The 15,344-nt window shown below is 73.4% G+C and carries 12 protein-coding genes and 1 pseudogene; 6 read left to right on the top strand and 7 right to left on the bottom strand.

Going from position 1 to position 15,344, the window contains the following annotated elements; genetic code table 11:
- Window positions 1-9: 9 nt before the first annotated feature.
- The 3 genes from FHX73_RS28890 to FHX73_RS46520 are packed head-to-tail and all read right to left on the bottom strand — an operon-like array spanning window position 10 to window position 2,437.
- Complete coding sequence (locus tag FHX73_RS28890) at window positions 10-1,668, bottom strand: purine-cytosine permease family protein (RefSeq protein ID WP_145908831.1); 1,659 nt, start codon at window positions 1,666-1,668, stop codon at window positions 10-12.
- A gap of 35 nt (window positions 1,669-1,703) precedes the next feature.
- Window positions 1,704-2,108, bottom strand: a complete 405-nt coding sequence (locus FHX73_RS46525) for an FCD domain-containing protein (protein ID WP_246213980.1) — start codon at window positions 2,106-2,108, stop codon at window positions 1,704-1,706.
- A gap of 53 nt (window positions 2,109-2,161) precedes the next feature.
- Window positions 2,162-2,437: a GntR family transcriptional regulator gene (locus tag FHX73_RS46520; protein WP_246213936.1), complete on the bottom strand. Its 276-nt coding sequence runs from the start codon at window positions 2,435-2,437 to the stop codon at window positions 2,162-2,164.
- A 363-nt stretch (window positions 2,438-2,800) separates the two neighbouring features.
- On the opposite strand from FHX73_RS46520, the gene FHX73_RS47335 reads away from it, so the two are divergent.
- The 3 genes from FHX73_RS47335 (at window position 2,801) to FHX73_RS28870 (ending at window position 7,690) form a co-directional block, all read left to right on the top strand.
- Window positions 2,801-4,078: an Ig-like domain repeat protein gene (locus FHX73_RS47335; protein ID WP_145908830.1), complete on the top strand. Its 1,278-nt coding sequence runs from the start codon at window positions 2,801-2,803 to the stop codon at window positions 4,076-4,078.
- Window positions 4,079-4,202: 124 nt separating this feature from the next.
- Window positions 4,203-7,061: a glycoside hydrolase family 2 TIM barrel-domain containing protein gene (locus FHX73_RS28875; RefSeq protein WP_145908829.1), complete on the top strand. Its 2,859-nt coding sequence runs from the start codon at window positions 4,203-4,205 to the stop codon at window positions 7,059-7,061.
- Between the two features lie 14 nt (window positions 7,062-7,075).
- Entirely contained in the window at window positions 7,076-7,690 is a 615-nt protein-coding gene (locus tag FHX73_RS28870) for a GNAT family N-acetyltransferase (RefSeq protein WP_145908828.1), read from the top strand.
- Here the strand turns inward: FHX73_RS28870 and FHX73_RS28865 are convergent.
- The 3 genes and pseudogenes from FHX73_RS28865 to FHX73_RS28855 all read right to left on the bottom strand — a co-directional run.
- A pseudogene (locus FHX73_RS28865) lies at window positions 7,684-7,818 on the bottom strand (glycoside hydrolase family 6 protein); the annotation flags it as partial. The gene FHX73_RS28870 and the pseudogene FHX73_RS28865 overlap by 7 nt on opposite strands.
- Before the next feature lie 66 nt (window positions 7,819-7,884).
- A complete protein-coding gene (ptsP, locus tag FHX73_RS28860) occupies window positions 7,885-9,546 on the bottom strand; it encodes a phosphoenolpyruvate--protein phosphotransferase (RefSeq protein ID WP_145908827.1) in 1,662 nt (553 codons plus the stop codon).
- The gene (locus FHX73_RS28855) at window positions 9,543-9,818 is read right to left on the bottom strand and encodes an HPr family phosphocarrier protein (protein WP_145908826.1); all 276 of its coding nucleotides are present in this window, start codon (window positions 9,816-9,818) and stop codon (window positions 9,543-9,545) included. The genes ptsP and FHX73_RS28855 overlap by 4 nt, the downstream gene beginning before the upstream one ends.
- Window positions 9,819-10,167: 349 nt before the next feature.
- Between FHX73_RS28855 and FHX73_RS28850 the strand changes: the two genes are divergently transcribed.
- The 3 genes from FHX73_RS28850 (at window position 10,168) to FHX73_RS28840 (ending at window position 13,926) form a co-directional block, all read left to right on the top strand.
- On the top strand, window positions 10,168-10,929 hold the full coding sequence (locus FHX73_RS28850) for a DeoR/GlpR family DNA-binding transcription regulator (protein WP_145909182.1): 762 nt from the start codon (window positions 10,168-10,170) through the stop codon (window positions 10,927-10,929).
- Window positions 10,926-11,870 carry a 1-phosphofructokinase gene (gene pfkB / locus FHX73_RS28845; protein ID WP_145908825.1) on the top strand — a complete coding sequence of 315 codons (945 nt, stop codon included), beginning with the start codon at window positions 10,926-10,928 and terminating at the stop codon, window positions 11,868-11,870. Before FHX73_RS28850 ends, pfkB begins: the two co-directional genes overlap by 4 nt.
- Window positions 11,871-11,985: 115 nt before the next feature.
- Window positions 11,986-13,926: a PTS fructose transporter subunit IIABC gene (locus FHX73_RS28840; protein ID WP_145908824.1), complete on the top strand. Its 1,941-nt coding sequence runs from the start codon at window positions 11,986-11,988 to the stop codon at window positions 13,924-13,926.
- A gap of 67 nt (window positions 13,927-13,993) precedes the next feature.
- Here the strand turns inward: FHX73_RS28840 and FHX73_RS28835 are convergent, their stop codons facing one another.
- The gene (locus FHX73_RS28835; protein ID WP_145908823.1) at window positions 13,994-15,343 is read right to left on the bottom strand and encodes a jacalin-like lectin; all 1,350 of its coding nucleotides are present in this window, start codon (window positions 15,341-15,343) and stop codon (window positions 13,994-13,996) included.
- Window position 15,344 lies beyond the last annotated feature (1 nt).

Below are 15,344 nucleotides of genomic sequence, written 5' to 3'. Positions count from 1 at the left end.
ATCTAGGGGTCAGGCAGCGGGCAGCACGTGGTCGCCGGCCTTGTCGGTGCTCAGGCACAGCGAGCAGACGAGCGCCTCGTGGGTGGCACAGGCCGTCAGGTCGGGGCGCTCGTAGGACTGGTGGCAGACGTGGCAGCCGAGGACGACCGCGCTGGGGTTGCCCTCGGTGTCGAGCAGGGGCCAGGCGATGCCGTCGTCCGTGCGGCGCAGGTAGTACCGGCCCTTGGTGACGACCGCCATCAGCGGGGTGAGCACGAAGGCGATGACGGCGGCGGCCACCGGCGAGTACGGCTGCAGGGTGTCGCCGAGGGCGTGGAAGTACATGGCGATCGACAGGCCCGAGGCGGCGGTGAAGGCCACCACGCCGACCGGGTTGACGGCGTGCAGCATCCCGCGCCGGAACTCGGGCTGGAGCGGGGAGAGCTTCAGCAGGTACTTGTTGACGCCGATGTCGGTGGCGACGGTGACGACCCATGCGATCGCGCAGTTGGAGTAGAAGCTCAGGATGCTGTTGAGGAAGCTGAACATGTCGGCCTCCATCAGGGCGAGCGAGAAGCCGAGGTTGACCAGCACGAAGACCAGCCGTCCGGGGTAGCGCTTGCTGACCCGGGTGAAGGAGTTCGTCCAGGCCAGCGAGCCGGAGTAGGCATTGGTGACGTTGATCTTGATCTGGCTGATCACCACCAGGATCACGGCGAGCGGCACGACGAGCCAGGACGGCAGCATCGCGCCGAAGGCGCCCTTGAACTGCTGGATCGGCTCCGGGGCGGCGCCCGCGCCGACCTTGGCGATGATGTAGACGGCGAGGAAGACGCCGATCGCCTGCTTCAGCGCGCCGAGGACCACCCAGCCGGGGCCGGCCATGAGCACGGCCGCCCACCAACTGCGCTTGTTGGCCTCGGTCTTGGGCGGCATGAAGCGCAGGTAGTCGATCTGCTCGCCGATCTGCGCGATCAGCGAGAGGCAGACGCCGGCGCCGAGCAGCACCGAGGCGGTGTTGACCCCGCCCCCGCCGCCCTTCCCGCCGTCGGTGCCGGCGTAGGAGAGGAAGCGGTCGACGGTGCCGGGGTCGTGGGCGATCAGGTAGACCAGCGGGGCGACCATCAGCACCAACCAGACCGGCGTGGTCCACACCTGGAGCTTGCTGAGCGCCTTCATGCCGTAGATCACCAGCGGGATCACCATCAGGGTGGAGACCGCGTAGCCCAGCCACAGGGGCAGACCGAGCCCGAGCTTGAGGCCCTGGGCCATGATCGAGCCTTCGAGCGCGAAGAAGATGAAGGTGAAGCTGGCGAAGATGACGCTGGTCAGCACCGAGCCGTAGTAGCCGAAGCCGGAGCCGCGGGTGATCAGGTCGAGGTCGATGTTGTAGCGGGCGCCGTAGTAGGCGAGCGGGAGGCCGGTGACGAAGATGACCGCCGCGGCCACGGCGATCGCCACGAGCGCGTTGCCGGTGCCGTGCGCCAGGCCGATGCCGGCCCCGATGGAGAAATCGGCCAGGTAGGCGATGCCACCGAGCGCGGTGGTCGCCACGACGATCGGGGTCCAGCGGCGGTAACTGCGGGGCGCGAAGCGCAGGGTGTAGTCCTCCAGGGTCTCCTTCGTCGCCTGGCTCTGCTCTGCCTCGGGTGGTGTGGTCGCTGTCAGACGTGACTCGGCGGTGCTCATGGTCAGCCCTTCTGAAGTGGTGACCCGCAGGGGATTCAGAGGCGGTCGGCGTGCATGGCCATCTGTGTCATGGCGCGCTGGGCACGTTCCAGCACCACGGCCATCGATTCGCCCACATGGGCGTGCAGGGCCCGGTACCCCTCGTCGAGGCGTCCGTCGCGGACGAGCTCCATGATCTCGATGTGCTCGGCGATGGTCGTCCCGACCCGGTCCTCGGTGAGGAAGTCGTACATCCGCACCCGGCGGATGCGCTCGCTGACCGCGACCAGGGCCTCGGTGAGCGCGGGGTTGCCGGAGGCGCGGGAGAGTTCGGCGTGGAAGCGCTCGTCCTGCACGACGAACCGCGGGTCGGGTGCCGGCGGGCGCTCCCGCATCGCGTACCAGCGGTCCAACTCGGCCGTGATGACCGCCGGATCGTGCCGGATCGAGGGGTCCTCGATCGCCCGTGCGACACCGCGCAGTTCCAGGGTGACCCGCAGCTCGTAGAAGTCCTTCAGCCGCGCGAGGTTGGGGACGGTGACGAAGAAGCCGCCGTCCCCCGCTCGATCAGCCCGTCGGAGGCCAGCCGCGCCAGCGCCTCGCGCACCGGGGTGCGGGAGACCCCGAACCGTGCCGCGAGCCGCACCTCGGCCAGCCGCTCGCGCGCGCCGAACTCGCCGTCGAGCACGGCCGCGCGCAGCTGGGCGTAGACCGTCTCACGCAGCGAGGGCGCGGGGAGCAGCACCGCGTCCGGCGCGGTATCCGGGGGCGTATACAGCTTCGCATCCATGGGCGCCGACACTAGGAACCGCGTGTTTCCCCGAGAGTCCGAGCTGCGTGAACTGGCCGTTACCGGAACCTCACTGAGCCGTGCGCCGCCCGCTGACCCGGAGTCAGGAGCCGTCGCGGTGTGATGGTGTGCGCCACGCCGCTGTCGGAGCAATCGGGGCGCACGGGCCGTCCGCTCGTCACGCTGTGCCTGTTGCGCACGCCCCGGACCAGGTCGCGTGCTCCAGCACCCCGAAAACCACCACACCGGGAGACACCAGTGATCGGACAGCACACCGCAGGACATCCCGTCGCCGAAGGAGAGGCACCAGGCATCCACGCTCGTGCGCGGTGGTGGCGGGCCGGAGTCGTGGCAGGGGTGTGCGTGGCGGTGGTCGCTGGTGGGCTGATCCCGGCGACCGCCGCAGCACCTGGGTCCGCGACCCGAGGAGCTGACCCGACGTACACCTTCGCCTTCACCGGTGCCCCGCAGAGCCTCACCATCCCGGCCCGGGCGGTGGTCACGATCACCGCCGACGGCGCGGGCGGCGCCGACGACACCGGCACCTCCTGTACCGCCACGGGGACGGGCGGGACGGGGGCGCGCGTGGTCACCACCCTCCCGCAGACCACCGCCCCGACGACGCTGACCGTCAACGTCGGCGGCACGGGCGCCAAGGGCTGCAACGGCGCGGGCACGGGAAGTGCCGGCGGGTTCAACGGCGGGGGTGCGGGCGGGGGCATCTCGGTCGCCGGATTCCAGGCGGAAGGGCCGGGCGGGGGCGGGGCCTCCAGCGTCAGCGCGGGCTCCTTCCTGGTGGTCGCCGGGGGCGGCGGCGCCGCCGGGGGTACCGGCGGCAGCCTGGCGGGCGGGAACGGGGGCAACGGCGGGACCACGCCCGATGCCACCGACGCTACCGCGGGAAGCGCCACCGGCCCCGGGGCCTCGCCGGGGCAGGGCGGAGGCGGCGCCAAAACCAGCACGAGCACGGGTGGTCCGGGCGGGGCGCCCGGCGCCGTCGCGTCCTGCAACGACACGGCGGGTGGGCTGGGAAGCGGGTTCGCCGGTACCACGGTCGGCACCGGCGGCAAGGGCGGGTCGATCGACGGCGGTTGTGCCGCCAGTGCCACCGGTGCGGGCGGTGGCGGTGGCGGTGGGTACTTCGCCGGCGGGGGCGGCGGCAGCGGTGCCGTCAACAGGACCGGCACCGCGGCGGGTGGCGGCGGGGGCGGCGGGGGGAGCAGCTTCGCGACCCCGTCGGGCACCGGGACGTCGTACGCGCTGTCCACGGTCGGGACGGCGAACCAGAACGGCCAGGTGATCATCAGCTACACCGTGGGCCAGCCGGTCACCACGACCCTGACCACGATCCCCCAGAGCATCCGGACCGGCGCGCCGGTCGTGCTCAGCGACATCGTCTGCCCCGGCGCGGGCTCCACGACCAGGCCCACCGGAACCGTCACGTTCACCGACACCACCACCGGGACGCCCCTCGGCACGGGACGCCTGTTCCTCTCCCTCGGCAAGTGCGCCGACGCCGGAACGGTCACCGCCTTCCGCACCGCCGGCCCCCACACCATCACCGCCGTCTACAGCGGCGACTCGGTCTACCAGGACACCAGTGCCGACCCCGAGACCATCACGGTGACCGTGACCTCCTGATCGGAACGCCGTAGCACCAGGCGGGGCCCACGAGGACGGATCGCGGGCTCCGCCTCCCGTGCGCCCCGCCGTTCGGTACGCTCCCGGTACTGTCGGCGTGCGGCGTGCGGGGAGCTGTCAAGGAATGACCAACGCGTACATCGAGGACTTCTCCCCCGGCCACGGGACACTCGCACCCCGCGCCTGGCACCCCGCCTCCAACGCCAAGGCCCTGTCACTGAACGGCAGTTGGCGACTGCGCGTGTCGCCGACGGCCGACGCCGAGGACGAGTCGTTCGCCGAACCCGGGTTCGAGGCCGGGCACTGGGCCGAGGTCACCGTCCCGGGCCACTGGGTGCTCCAGGGCGACGGCGCCTTCGGCCGGCCCGCCTACACCAACGTCCGCTACCCGTTCCCCGTCGACCCGCCCCGCGTGCCGACCGAGAACCCGACCGGCGACCACCTGCGCACCTTCGACCTGCCCGAGGAGTGGCCGGCCGACGGCGGCGCGGTGCTGCGCTTCGACGGCGTCGAGTCCTGCGCCCGGGTCTGGCTGAACGGCACCGGGCTCGGCGAGTTCCAGGGCTCCCGCCTGCCGCACGAGTTCGCCGTCGGCCACCTGCTCAAGCGCACCGGCAACGTGCTCGCCGTCCGCGTCCACCAGTGGTCGGCCGGCTCCTACCTGGAGGACCAGGACCAGTGGTGGCTGCCGGGCATCTTCCGCGAGGTGACGCTGCTTCACCGCCCGCCGGGCAGCGCGGGCGACTTCTTCGTGCACGCCTCCTACGACCACCGCAGCGGCGAGGGCACCCTGCGCGTCGACTCCGAGGTCGACGGGCGGGTGCGGGTGCCCGCCCTGGGCATCGACGTCGCGACGGGGGAAGCGGTCACCGCGCCGGTGCGGCCCTGGTCGGCCGAGCTGCCGGTGCTGTACGAGGGTGAACTCGCCACCGCGGGCGAGCGCGTACCGCTGCGGATCGGCTTCCGAACGGTCGAGTTGACCGACGGCCTGATCAAGGTCAACGGCACGGCACTGCTCCTCAAGGGCGTCAACCGCCACGAGTGGCACCCCGAGACGGGCCGCACCCTCGACCTGGAGACCATGCGCCAGGACGTGCTGCTGATGAAGCGTCACAACGTCAACGCGGTGCGCACCTCGCACTACCCGCCGCACCCGGCCTTCCTCGACCTGTGCGACGAGTACGGCCTGTGGGTCATCGACGAGTGCGACCTGGAGACCCACGGCTTCGGCGAGCAGGGCTGGCGCGACAACCCGGTCGACGACGACCGCTGGACGCCGGCCCTGCTCGACCGCGCCGCCCGCATGGTCGAGCGCGACAAGAACCACCCCTCGGTCATCATCTGGTCGCTGGGCAACGAGGCCGGCACCGGGCGCGGCCTGACTGCGATGGCCGAGTGGATCCGCGGCCGCGACTCCGCGCGCCTGCTGCACTACGAGGGCGACCCGAACTGCCGTGACACGGACGTGTACTCGCAGATGTACGCCTCCCACGCCCAGGTCGAGCAGATCGGCCGGCGACTGGACGGCGGCCCCCGCCGGCGCCGCGAACTCCCCTTCATCCTCTGCGAGTACGCCCACGCCATGGGCAACGGCCCCGGCGGACTCGCCGACTACCAGCGGCTGTTCGAGTCCTACGAGCGACTGCAGGGCGGGTTCGTCTGGGAGTGGATCGACCACGGCATCAGGCACCCCGAACTGGGCTACGCCTACGGCGGCGACTTCGGCGAAGAACTGCACGACGGCAACTTCGTCTGCGACGGCCTGCTCTTCCCCGACCGGCAGCCCTCCCCCGGCCTGATCGAGTACAAGAAGGTGATCGAGCCGGTCCGCATCGAGGGCGACGGCGCCGACAGGACGGTGCGGGTGACCAACCGCCACGACTTCGCCGACCTGTCCGCGCTGGCCTTCGAGTGGTCGTACCAGGTGGACGGGGAGACGATCGAGACCGGCCCGCTGTCCGTGCCGGTGCTGCTGCCCGGCGAGTCGGCCGAACTGAAGCTGCCAGCACCGGAGCGCGTGCACGGACCGGGCGAGACCCAGTGGACCGTCCGGGCCGTGCTGACCGCCGACACGGCGTGGGCACCGGCTGGCCACGAGGTGGCCTGGGGTCAGCTCCCGGTCGCCGCACTGCCGTTGCCGCTCGTCCGCCCGACCGCCGGCCCGGTCGCGGCCGACGGCGTGATCGCCCTCGGCCCGGCCGCCTTCGACGCCCGCACCGGTGCGCTGCGGAGCATCGGCGCCGTCGCGGTCAGCGGTCTGCGGCTGGACCTGTGGCGGGCGCCCACCGACAACGACGAAGGCCTGGACTGGCACACCGGCATCCGCCACGCCGGACCGTGGCGCGACGCGGGCCTGCACCGCCTGCGCCACCGGCTGGACTCCGTGGAGCTGGGCGAGGACACGCTGACCGTGCGAACCCGAGTGGCGCCGGCCGCCGCCGAGTTCGGCCTCGCCACCGAGTACCGCTGGACCTGCGAGGGCGAGCGCCTGCGGCTGGCCGTGTCCGTGCGCCCCGACGGCGAGTGGCCGGTGCCGCTCCCCCGCCTCGGCGTGCGGCTCGGCCTCGCCTCGGCGGATGCGGTGCGCTGGTTCGGCGCCGGCCCCGGCGAGGCGTACCCGGACAGCAGCACCGCCGCCCGGCTCGGCCGCCACGAATCCACCGTCGACGCACTGCAGACGCCCTACCTGCGCCCGCAGGAGAACGGCGCGCGAGCCGGCGTCCGTTGGGCCGAGCTCGGCGGACTGCGGATCGAGGGCGACCCCGAGTTCTCCCTCACCGCCCGCCGCTGGACCACCGAACAGCTGGACGCGGCAACCCACTTGACCGATCTGACCGCCGGCGACACCGTGTGGGTCAACCTCGACCACGCCCTGCACGGCATCGGCACCGCCTCCTGCGGCCCGGGCCCGCTGCCGCAGTACCAACTCCTGGCCGAGGCGGCCGAGTTCTCCTTCGTCTTCACCGAGCTCCACAACAGCTGAACTGGAGGCTGTGCATGCCCGCGCCCGCCATCCGCCGCTACCGCCCGGAGGACCGGGACGCCGTCTTCGACATCTGCACGCGCACCGCCGAGGCCGGCGGTGACGCCCGCGGCGTCTACCGCGACCAGGAGCTGCTGCCGAACATCTTCGCCGCGCCGTACACCGCTCTCGAACCGGACCTGGCCTTCGTCCTCGACGACGGGGCCGGCGCGGTGGGCTACGTGCTGGGCACCAGCGACACCGCGCGCTTCGTCCGCGACTTCCGCGCGCGGTGGCTGCCCGCGGTCGCCGACCGGCATCCGCTGCCGGCCGGCGAACCCGGCACGCCCGACGAGGTGATGGCGGCCCTGCTGCACCGGCCGGAGCGGCTGCTCGTGCCCGAACTCGCCTCCTACCCAGCCCACTTGCACATCGACCTGCTGCCCGCCTACCAGGGACGCGGCCACGGCCGCGCCCTGCTGAGCACGCTGCTCGCCGCCCTGGCGCAGGCCGGGGCGCCCCGGGTCCACTTGGGCATGGTCACCGCGAACACGGCCGCCCGCGCCTTCTACGACCGGATGGGCTTCCACGAGATCCCGGTGCCCGACCCGGGCGTCCTCACCTACCTCGGCCGGCCCACGCTTCAGTAGCCGTATACCAGGTCGTAGGCCACCTGCGGCAGGAATTGTCCCGCGCTGGATCCGGCGCCGGTTCCGCAGTTGCCGTCGGACTCGCCGGGCGTCTTGATCCACAGCAGCATCTCCGCGCCGCCGCCCAGTGCCGCGCCAGGCAACCTTTGCCGGAGCGTCGCGACGGGGCGAAGGTTGCCTGACGCGGCATTAGGTCAGCGTTCCCCGATCCGGGCCCGCACCGCGCTCGCCGCGCCCGCCGCGTCGTCCGCGAACAGGGCCAGCTCCGCGAGCTCCCAGCATTCCGCGAGGGTGTGCGCCCGCAGTGCCGCGCGGACCTCGGGCAGCGCGCCCGGCGCGGCGGAGAGCGAGGTGACCCCGAGGCCGACCAGCACCAGGGCGAGGGCCGGGTCGGACGCCGCCTCGCCGCAGACGCCGATCGGGCGGCCCCGGTCGGCGGCGGAGTGGCACGCGGTGGCGATCAGCTCCAGCAGCGCCGGCTGCCACGGGTCGAGCAGCTCGGCGAGCGCGCCCAGGGTGCGGTCGGCGGCGAAGGTGTACTGGGCCAGGTCGTTGGTGCCCAGCGAGAAGAAGTCGCAGACCTCGGCCAGCCGGTCGGCGCGCAGCGCGGCCGCCGGGACCTCGATCATCACCCCGGCCTGCCGCAGGCCGTGGGCCCGGACCCGCTGGGCGAACTCGGCGGCCTCGCGCGGCAGGGAGACCATCGGCGCCATCACCCAGACGTCCGCGGTGGAGCCTGCGGCGGCCTCGGCGATGGCCGCGAGCTGGGTCTCCAGCAGCTGCGGGTCGCGGGCGGCGGTGCGCAGGCCGCGGATCCCGAGGGCCGGGTTCTCCTCGTCGGCGGCGGTGGCGAAGGGCAGCGGCTTGTCCGCGCCCGCGTCCAGGGTGCGGACCACCACCCGGCGGCCGGCGAAGGCGTCGAAGACGGCACGGTAGGCGGCGGCCTGTTCGTCCTGGCCCGGCGCCTCGGCCCGGTCCAGGTAGAGGAACTCGGTGCGGAACAGACCCACGCCCTCGGCGTCGGCGGCCGCGGCGCCGGCCAGTTCGTGCGCGGCGCCGAGGTTGACCAGCAGCGCCACCGGGTGGCCGTCCGAGGTGCGGCCCAGGCCGTGGATGCCGGCGAGCCGCTCGCGGCGGCGGCGCTCGGCCTCGGCGGCCAGCGCGACGCTCTCCGCCGTGGGGTCGGCCTCGACCGTGCCGTCCGCTCCGCGCACCAGCACCTGCTGACCGTCCGTCAGATCGGCGGCGGGCGCACAGCCGACCACGGCGGGCAGCCCGAGCGCCTTGGCCAGGATCGCGGTGTGGCTGGTCGGCCCGCCGCGTACGGTGACCAGCGCCAGCACCCGCGCGGGGTCGAGCAGTGCGGTGTCGGCGGGCGCGAGGTCGTCCGCGACCAGCACGTACGGGTGGCCGGGGTCGGGCAGTCCGGGCACCGGCAGGCCCGGCAGCCGGGCGACGGACCGGTCCCGCAGGTCGTCCAGGTCGGCGGCCCGCTCGGCGAAGTAGCCGCCGGCGGCGAGCAGTGCGTCACGGAAGCCGTCGAACGCGGCGGTCAGGGCGTGCGCCCCGTCGGTGCCCTGTTCGACCAGGCCGACGGCCTGGTCGGCGAGCGCCGGGTCGGCGGCCATCATCGCCTGTGCCGAGAGCACCTCCGCTCCGGCGCCGCTCGCCCGCCCGGCCCGCTCCGCCAGGTCGGCCTCGACCTCGGCGAGCGCGGCGCGCACCGCGGCCGCCTCGGCCGCGGGGTCGGCGACGGGGCGCGGCGCGGGCAGGGCGGGCGGCGCCGACATCCGGGCCACCGGCCCGGCGGCGCTGCCGCCGCCGACGCCGATACCGTGCAACAACAGCCCGCTCATGCGGCCGCGGCGTCGTGATCGGTGGCGAGCAGCTCGGCGAGTTCCCGCAGGGCGTCCGGCGCCTGCTCGCCCTCGGCGGTCAGTTCCAGCGTCTCGCCGTGCCCGGCGGCCAGCGCCAGTACGGAGAGCAGGCTGCGCGCGTCGACCGGCGGCTGGCCGGGGCGCCCGACGGTGATCCTGACGGACTGTCGGGCGGCGGCCTGGACGAGGAGCGAGGCGGGCCGGGCGTGCAGTCCGCTGCGCGAGCCGACGGTGACCTGGATCGAGTGCATCGGGAAGTCCTTGAGTGCTTGGCGAGGGGCCGACCGGGGTGGGAGACCGGTCGGCGGGAGGAGTGGGCGCTGCGGCCCGCAGCCGAGGGGGTGTCAGGCGCGGGCCGCAGCGGTGGGGTCCGGTCCCTGCGGTCGGGGGCAGGTGCAGAAGACCGGACGTTTGTGGTTTCACACCCGTAAGCGTGTTGTTTCGGTTGGTTCTATGCCAGCTTGCTGCGGGCTGTCAACACATTCGGGCATGAACAATCCGCCGCGGCATCCTGCGCCGCACCCCTTGCTTTTCCCGTCGAACCGCGTATGGTCGGCGCTTGACCAGGCATGAACAGACATGAAACGGACCCGAACCCACATGTACGCACCCGAGCGGCAACAGCAGATCGTCCGGCTCGCCCAGCAACAGGGCCGGGTGGACGTGCCGACGCTGGCCGAGGAGTTCGGCGTCACGCAGGAGACCGTCCGGCGTGACCTGAGCGCCCTGGAGCGGGCCGGCCTGCTGCACCGGGTCCACGGCGGCGCACTGCCCGCCGGCGCACTGCACCTCGAACCGGGCCTGGCCGAACGGGACTCCACCGCACCCGCCGAGAAGGAGCGGATCGCCAAGGCCGCACTGGCGCTGCTGCCCGCCGAAGGCAGCGTGCTGCTGGACGCCGGCACCACCGTCTCCCGGCTCGCCGCCCTGCTGCCGGTCGACTCCCACCTCACCGTGGTCACCAACGCGCTGCCGACCGCAGCCCGGCTGGCCGACCACCCCAACCTGACCCTGCACCTGATCGGCGGGCGGCTGCGCCACCGCACCCACGCCGCCGTCGACGCCTGGGCACTGCGCGACCTGGCCGACATCCATGCGGACCTCGCGGTGATCGCCACCAACGGCTTCTCCGTGGACGGCGGCCTGTGCACGCCCGACCTGGCGGAGGCCGCGGTCAAGCGGGCCATGATGGCCGGCGCCCGCCGGGTGCTGCTGCTGGCCGACTCCGCCAAGTACGGCGCCGAGCACTTCGCCCGCTTCGGCTCGCTCGACCAGGTCGACGTCCTGGTCACCGACACCGGACTGACCGACCAGCAGGCCGCCGAGATCGAGAACCACGGACCGGAAGTCATTCGCGCATGATCGTCACCATCACCCCGAACCCCAGCCTGGACCGCACCTACGAGCTCGCCGCCCTCGCCCCCGGCGAGGTCAACCGCGCCGGGCTGGACCGGCTCGACCCGGGCGGCAAGGGCGTCAACGTCTCCCGCGCGCTCACCGCCGCCGGCCACCGCACCACCGCCGTGCTGCCGCTCGGCGGCCCGGCCGGGCGGCTGCTCGCCGACCTGCTGGGCCGTCAGGGCATCACGGTCGCCGCGGTCGAGATCGCCGGCGACACCAGGATCAACGTCTCGATCGCCGAACAGGGCGGCCGGCTCACCAAGATCAACGCCCAGGGCCCCGAGCTCGGCCCGGCCGAATCGGCCGCGCTGCTGCGCCTGGTCCGCACCGACTTCACCACCGCCGGCGTCGACTGGCTCGCCTGCTGCGGCAGCCTGCCGCGCGGGGTGGCCCCCGAGTGGTACGCCGAGCTGGTCGCCCAGGTGCACTCCGGCGGCGCCCGGATCGCCCTGGACACCTCGGGCCCGGCCCTGCTCGCCGCCCTCACCGCCCGCCCTGACGTGGTCAAGCCCAACCGCGAGGAGCTCGCGGAGGCCGTCGGCCGCCCGCTCGCCACCGTGGGCGACGCCGTCGACGCGGCCGGCGAACTGCGCAAGCGCGGCGCCCAGCAGGTGCTGGCCAGCCTCGGCGCCGACGGCATGCTGCTGATCGCCGAGGAGGGCAGCTGGTACGGCACCGCGCCGGTCGCCCGGGTCCGCAGCGACGTCGGCGCGGGCGACGCCTCGCTGGCCGGCTTCCTGGGCGCGGGCGGCAGCGGACCCGAATCCCTCGCGGCGGCCCTGGCGCACGGCGCCGCCGCCGTCCAACTGCCGGGCAGCGTCATGCCGAGCCCGGCCGACCTCGACCCGGCCGCGGTGATCGTGACGGCGGACATCCCGCTCGACCGACCGCTACGCGGCTGAATCCACGCTCTCCGGCTTGCCGGAGGCGACCAAGCCCGACCGTGTGGGACGGAAGGGCGGCACAGATCCCGGGGGCAAGGGAAACCGTCAGGCACCACGCGAAGGACCACAGCACATGAGCGACACCGGCCCACTGATCACACCCGCACTCGTCGACCTCTACCTCGCCCCCGAGGAGAAGGACGAAGCCCTGCGCGCCCTCGCCCAGCGGCTGTTCGCCGAGGGCCGGGTCACCGACCTCGACGGCTTCCTCGCCGACATCGCCGCCCGCGAGGCCCAGGCCCCCACCGGGCTGGGGGACGGCATCGGCATCCCGCACTGCAGATCCGCGCACGTCACCCGGCCCAGCCTGGCCTTCGGACGCAGCGCCCGCGGCGTGGACTTCGACGCCCCGGACGGGCGGCCGGCCGACCTCGTCTTCATGATCGCGGCACCGGACGGCGCGGACGACGCGCACCTGCGGATCCTGGCCGCGCTGGCCGGGCGGCTGCTGGACGCCGAGTTCACCGGGGCGCTGCGGGAGGCGGAGAGCCCGACGGCGGTGGCGGCGCTGGTGAACGGGGAGGAGGCGGCGGCACCCGCCAATCCGACTGTGGAGAAGGGCGGACTGCGCCTGGTCGCCGTGACCTCCTGCCCGACCGGCATCGCGCACACCTACCTGGCCGCCAAGGCCCTGGAGACGGCGGCCGCCCGGGCGGGCGCGCGGATCGACGTGGAGACCCAGGGGTCGGCCGGCGCCACCCCGCTCGACCCGGCTCTGATCGCGGCAGCCGACGCGGTGATCTTCGCCCATGACGTGGAGGTCCGCGACCGCGCCCGGTTCGCGGGCAAGCCGACCGTGGACGTGGGCGTCAAGGCAGCCGTCAACCGCCCCGACGAACTGATCGCCCAGGCCGCCGAGTTGGCGGCCGCGGCCGGGCCCGCCGACCGTCCCGCCGGGCCGGTCCGGACGGCCGCAGCCGCCCCGAGCACCGAGCACTGGGCCCAGCGGCTGCGCAAGCACCTGATGACGGGCGTCAGTTACATGATCCCGTTCGTCGCCGCCGGCGGACTGCTGATCGCCCTCGGCTTCGCCGTCGGCGGGTACCAGATCGCCTCCGCCCCCTCCGTGCTGGGCCACTTCGACTGGAGCTCCGCGCACAGCTGGGCCGCGCTGCTGTTCCAGACCGGCAAGGCCTCCTTCGGCTTCCTGGTCCCGATCCTGGCCGGCTACATCGCCTACGCGATAGCGGACCGCGCGGCGCTGGCCGCCGGTGTGGTGGGCGGCGCCGTCGCGGTCGCGGTCGGCGCGGGCTTCCTCGGCGGCATCGTGGCCGGCCTGGCCGCGGGCTACCTGGTGCTCCAACTGGTCAAGTTGCGGGTGCCGCAGGCGATCCGCGGGATCATGCCGGTGGTGGTGATCCCGCTGGTCTCGGTGGCGGCGGTCGGGTTCCTGATGTTCGTGCTGGTCGGCTCGCCCATCGCCACCGCGATGAACGGCCTGACCGACTGGCTGAACGGGCTCTCCGGCAGCAACGCCGTCCTGCTGGGCATGCTGCTCGGCGCGATGATGGCCTTCGACATGGGCGGCCCGCTCAACAAGGTGGCCTACACCTTCGCCGCCGGTGCGCTCACCACCGCCGGCGCCAACCCGGACGCGGGCAGCCTCAAGGTGATGGCCGCCGTGATGGCCGCGGGCATGACCCCGCCGCTCGGCATGGCGCTGGCCACGGTGGTCCGGCGGCGGCTCTTCACCCCGGAAGAGCGGGAGAACGGCAAGGCCGCCTGGGTGCTGGGCGCCTCCTTCATCACCGAGGGCGCGATCCCGTTCGCCGCGGCCGACCCGCTGCGGGTCATCCCCGCGGGCATCCTGGGCAGCATGACGGCCGGTGGCCTGGTGATGGCCTTCGGCTCCACCCTGCGCGCCCCGCACGGCGGCATCTGGGTGCTGCCGCTGATCGGCAGCCCGTTCCTCTACCTGTTGGCGATCGCGGCCGGCACCGGGGTCACCGCAGCGGTGGTGGTGCTGCTGAAGCAGCTGCGCAAGCCGGTTGCCTCCGCAGCGGTCGCGGCCTGACGAACCGTCGGCCGGCCCCGGGACCCGAGCTGGGTTCCGGGGCCGGCCGACGTTCGGGCGGGAGGCGTCAGCGCTGGGTGTACACCACCCCAAGCTTGTCCAGCTCCGCCCCCTGGCGACCGTAGAACCCGGCCAGCTGCCAGCCCGCCGGCGCGGTGTCCGTGACGCAGTCCGAGGTCTGGGTGCCGCCGGCCAGGGAACGGCCGAGGTTGGTGGTGAACTCGGCGTAGAAGATCCGGGTGTCGCCGTTGTACTGGCCCTCGCAGAGCCGAGCCTGCGTCAGGTACTCCCCCGCGCCCAGGGTGAGCGAGGCCGGCGAGCCGCCGGTGCCCCCGTGGGTGAGGGTGGTGCCGTCGTCGAGGGTGAGGCCGACGGCGTCCACCCGGGTGCCGCTGCGCAGCGTGAGGGTGGTGGCCCGGGCCTGCGCCGGGATGCTGGGCAGGTCGGTGTAGAAACTGCCGTGCGGGCCGCCGAAGGTGTCGCTCTGGCGGTAGTCCGGGCTCTGGGCCCAGGAGAAGTCCGTCAGGATCGGGTCCATGTCGGAGAGCATCAGACCGTTGGAGTCCAGGAACTTGGCGTGCTCGTTGTGGTACCCGGTGGCGTTCAGCGTGACCAGCTGGTTGCTGCGGTAGAAGGTCTTGTTGGTGATCTCGCAGGTGTCGGTGATCGCCGCCTCGTCGCACATCAGCGGCGTCGCGCCCGCCGCGGGCGCGACGCCGCCCTGCTCCAGCTGGACCCAGGCGTCAGTCAGGCCGTTGGCCGCGACGAAGCCCGGCAGCTGGTCGTCGCCGCGGGTGTAACGGCTGTTGGTGTCACCGGCGATGACCACCGCGTTCCCGGCCGAGTTGGCCTGGATGAAGGCGGTCAGCTGCTGCCACTCGTTCTCCCGCGCGGTCTCGTCCCCGCTGCTGGTACCGGCGTTGGTGTGCAGGTTGTAGTAGTCGAGGTAGACGCCCTCGGCCAGGCGCAGCCGCGAGAAGCTGAACCCCTTGGGCGTGAAGCAGTCGCCGTTGTCGGGGTAGCAGCTGCTCCACTTGGTGCGCTGGAAGTCGTCGAAGGCGTAGTTCGACAGGGTGTTGAGGCCGTCGCCGATCCCGGCGGGGCCGCTGGTGGCGGTGCGGTAGGGGTGGGTGTCGCCGGCGTAGATGTAGGCGTGGTAGTTGAAGTCCTCCTGCTCGTTGACCACGTCGTAGGGCGGCAGGCCCTGGCCGATCCGGCTCGCGGCGTCCTCCATCGACAGGGTGGTCGGCGGCTCGTGGACCACGGGCAGGCCTGCGACGTTGTAGTTCAGCAGCGTGAACGCGCCGCTCGGGGCTGAGGCGGCGCTCGCCGGGGTGGCGGCGGCCAGCGCGGCGGTGCTGGGGGCGAGCGCGAGCAGCGCGGCGGCGAGCAGAGTGCGGGGCTTCCTGGTGCTCATG

The organism is Kitasatospora viridis (genome assembly GCF_007829815.1).
Taxonomy (GTDB): domain Bacteria; phylum Actinomycetota; class Actinomycetes; order Streptomycetales; family Streptomycetaceae; genus Kitasatospora; species Kitasatospora viridis.
Note: the sequence above shows the minus strand (reverse complement) of the source record. Positions and strands in the feature narration are given on the sequence as shown.

Coding starts and splice junctions, on each gene's coding strand:
- FHX73_RS28840 (WP_145908824.1), top strand. CDS start 11,986: ATGAGCGACACCGGCCCACTGATCACACCCGCACTCGTCGACCTCTAC.
- FHX73_RS28870 (WP_145908828.1), top strand. CDS start 7,076: ATGCCCGCGCCCGCCATCCGCCGCTACCGCCCGGAGGACCGGGACGCC.
- FHX73_RS28875 (WP_145908829.1), top strand. CDS start 4,203: ATGACCAACGCGTACATCGAGGACTTCTCCCCCGGCCACGGGACACTC.
- FHX73_RS28890 (WP_145908831.1), bottom strand. CDS start 1,668: ATGAGCACCGCCGAGTCACGTCTGACAGCGACCACACCACCCGAGGCA.
- ptsP (WP_145908827.1), bottom strand. CDS start 9,546: ATGAGCGGGCTGTTGTTGCACGGTATCGGCGTCGGCGGCGGCAGCGCC.
- FHX73_RS28850 (WP_145909182.1), top strand. CDS start 10,168: ATGTACGCACCCGAGCGGCAACAGCAGATCGTCCGGCTCGCCCAGCAA.
- pfkB (WP_145908825.1), top strand. CDS start 10,926: ATGATCGTCACCATCACCCCGAACCCCAGCCTGGACCGCACCTACGAG.
- FHX73_RS46520 (WP_246213936.1), bottom strand. CDS start 2,437: ATGGATGCGAAGCTGTATACGCCCCCGGATACCGCGCCGGACGCGGTG.
- FHX73_RS28855 (WP_145908826.1), bottom strand. CDS start 9,818: ATGCACTCGATCCAGGTCACCGTCGGCTCGCGCAGCGGACTGCACGCC.
- FHX73_RS28835 (WP_145908823.1), bottom strand. CDS start 15,343: ATGAGCACCAGGAAGCCCCGCACTCTGCTCGCCGCCGCGCTGCTCGCG.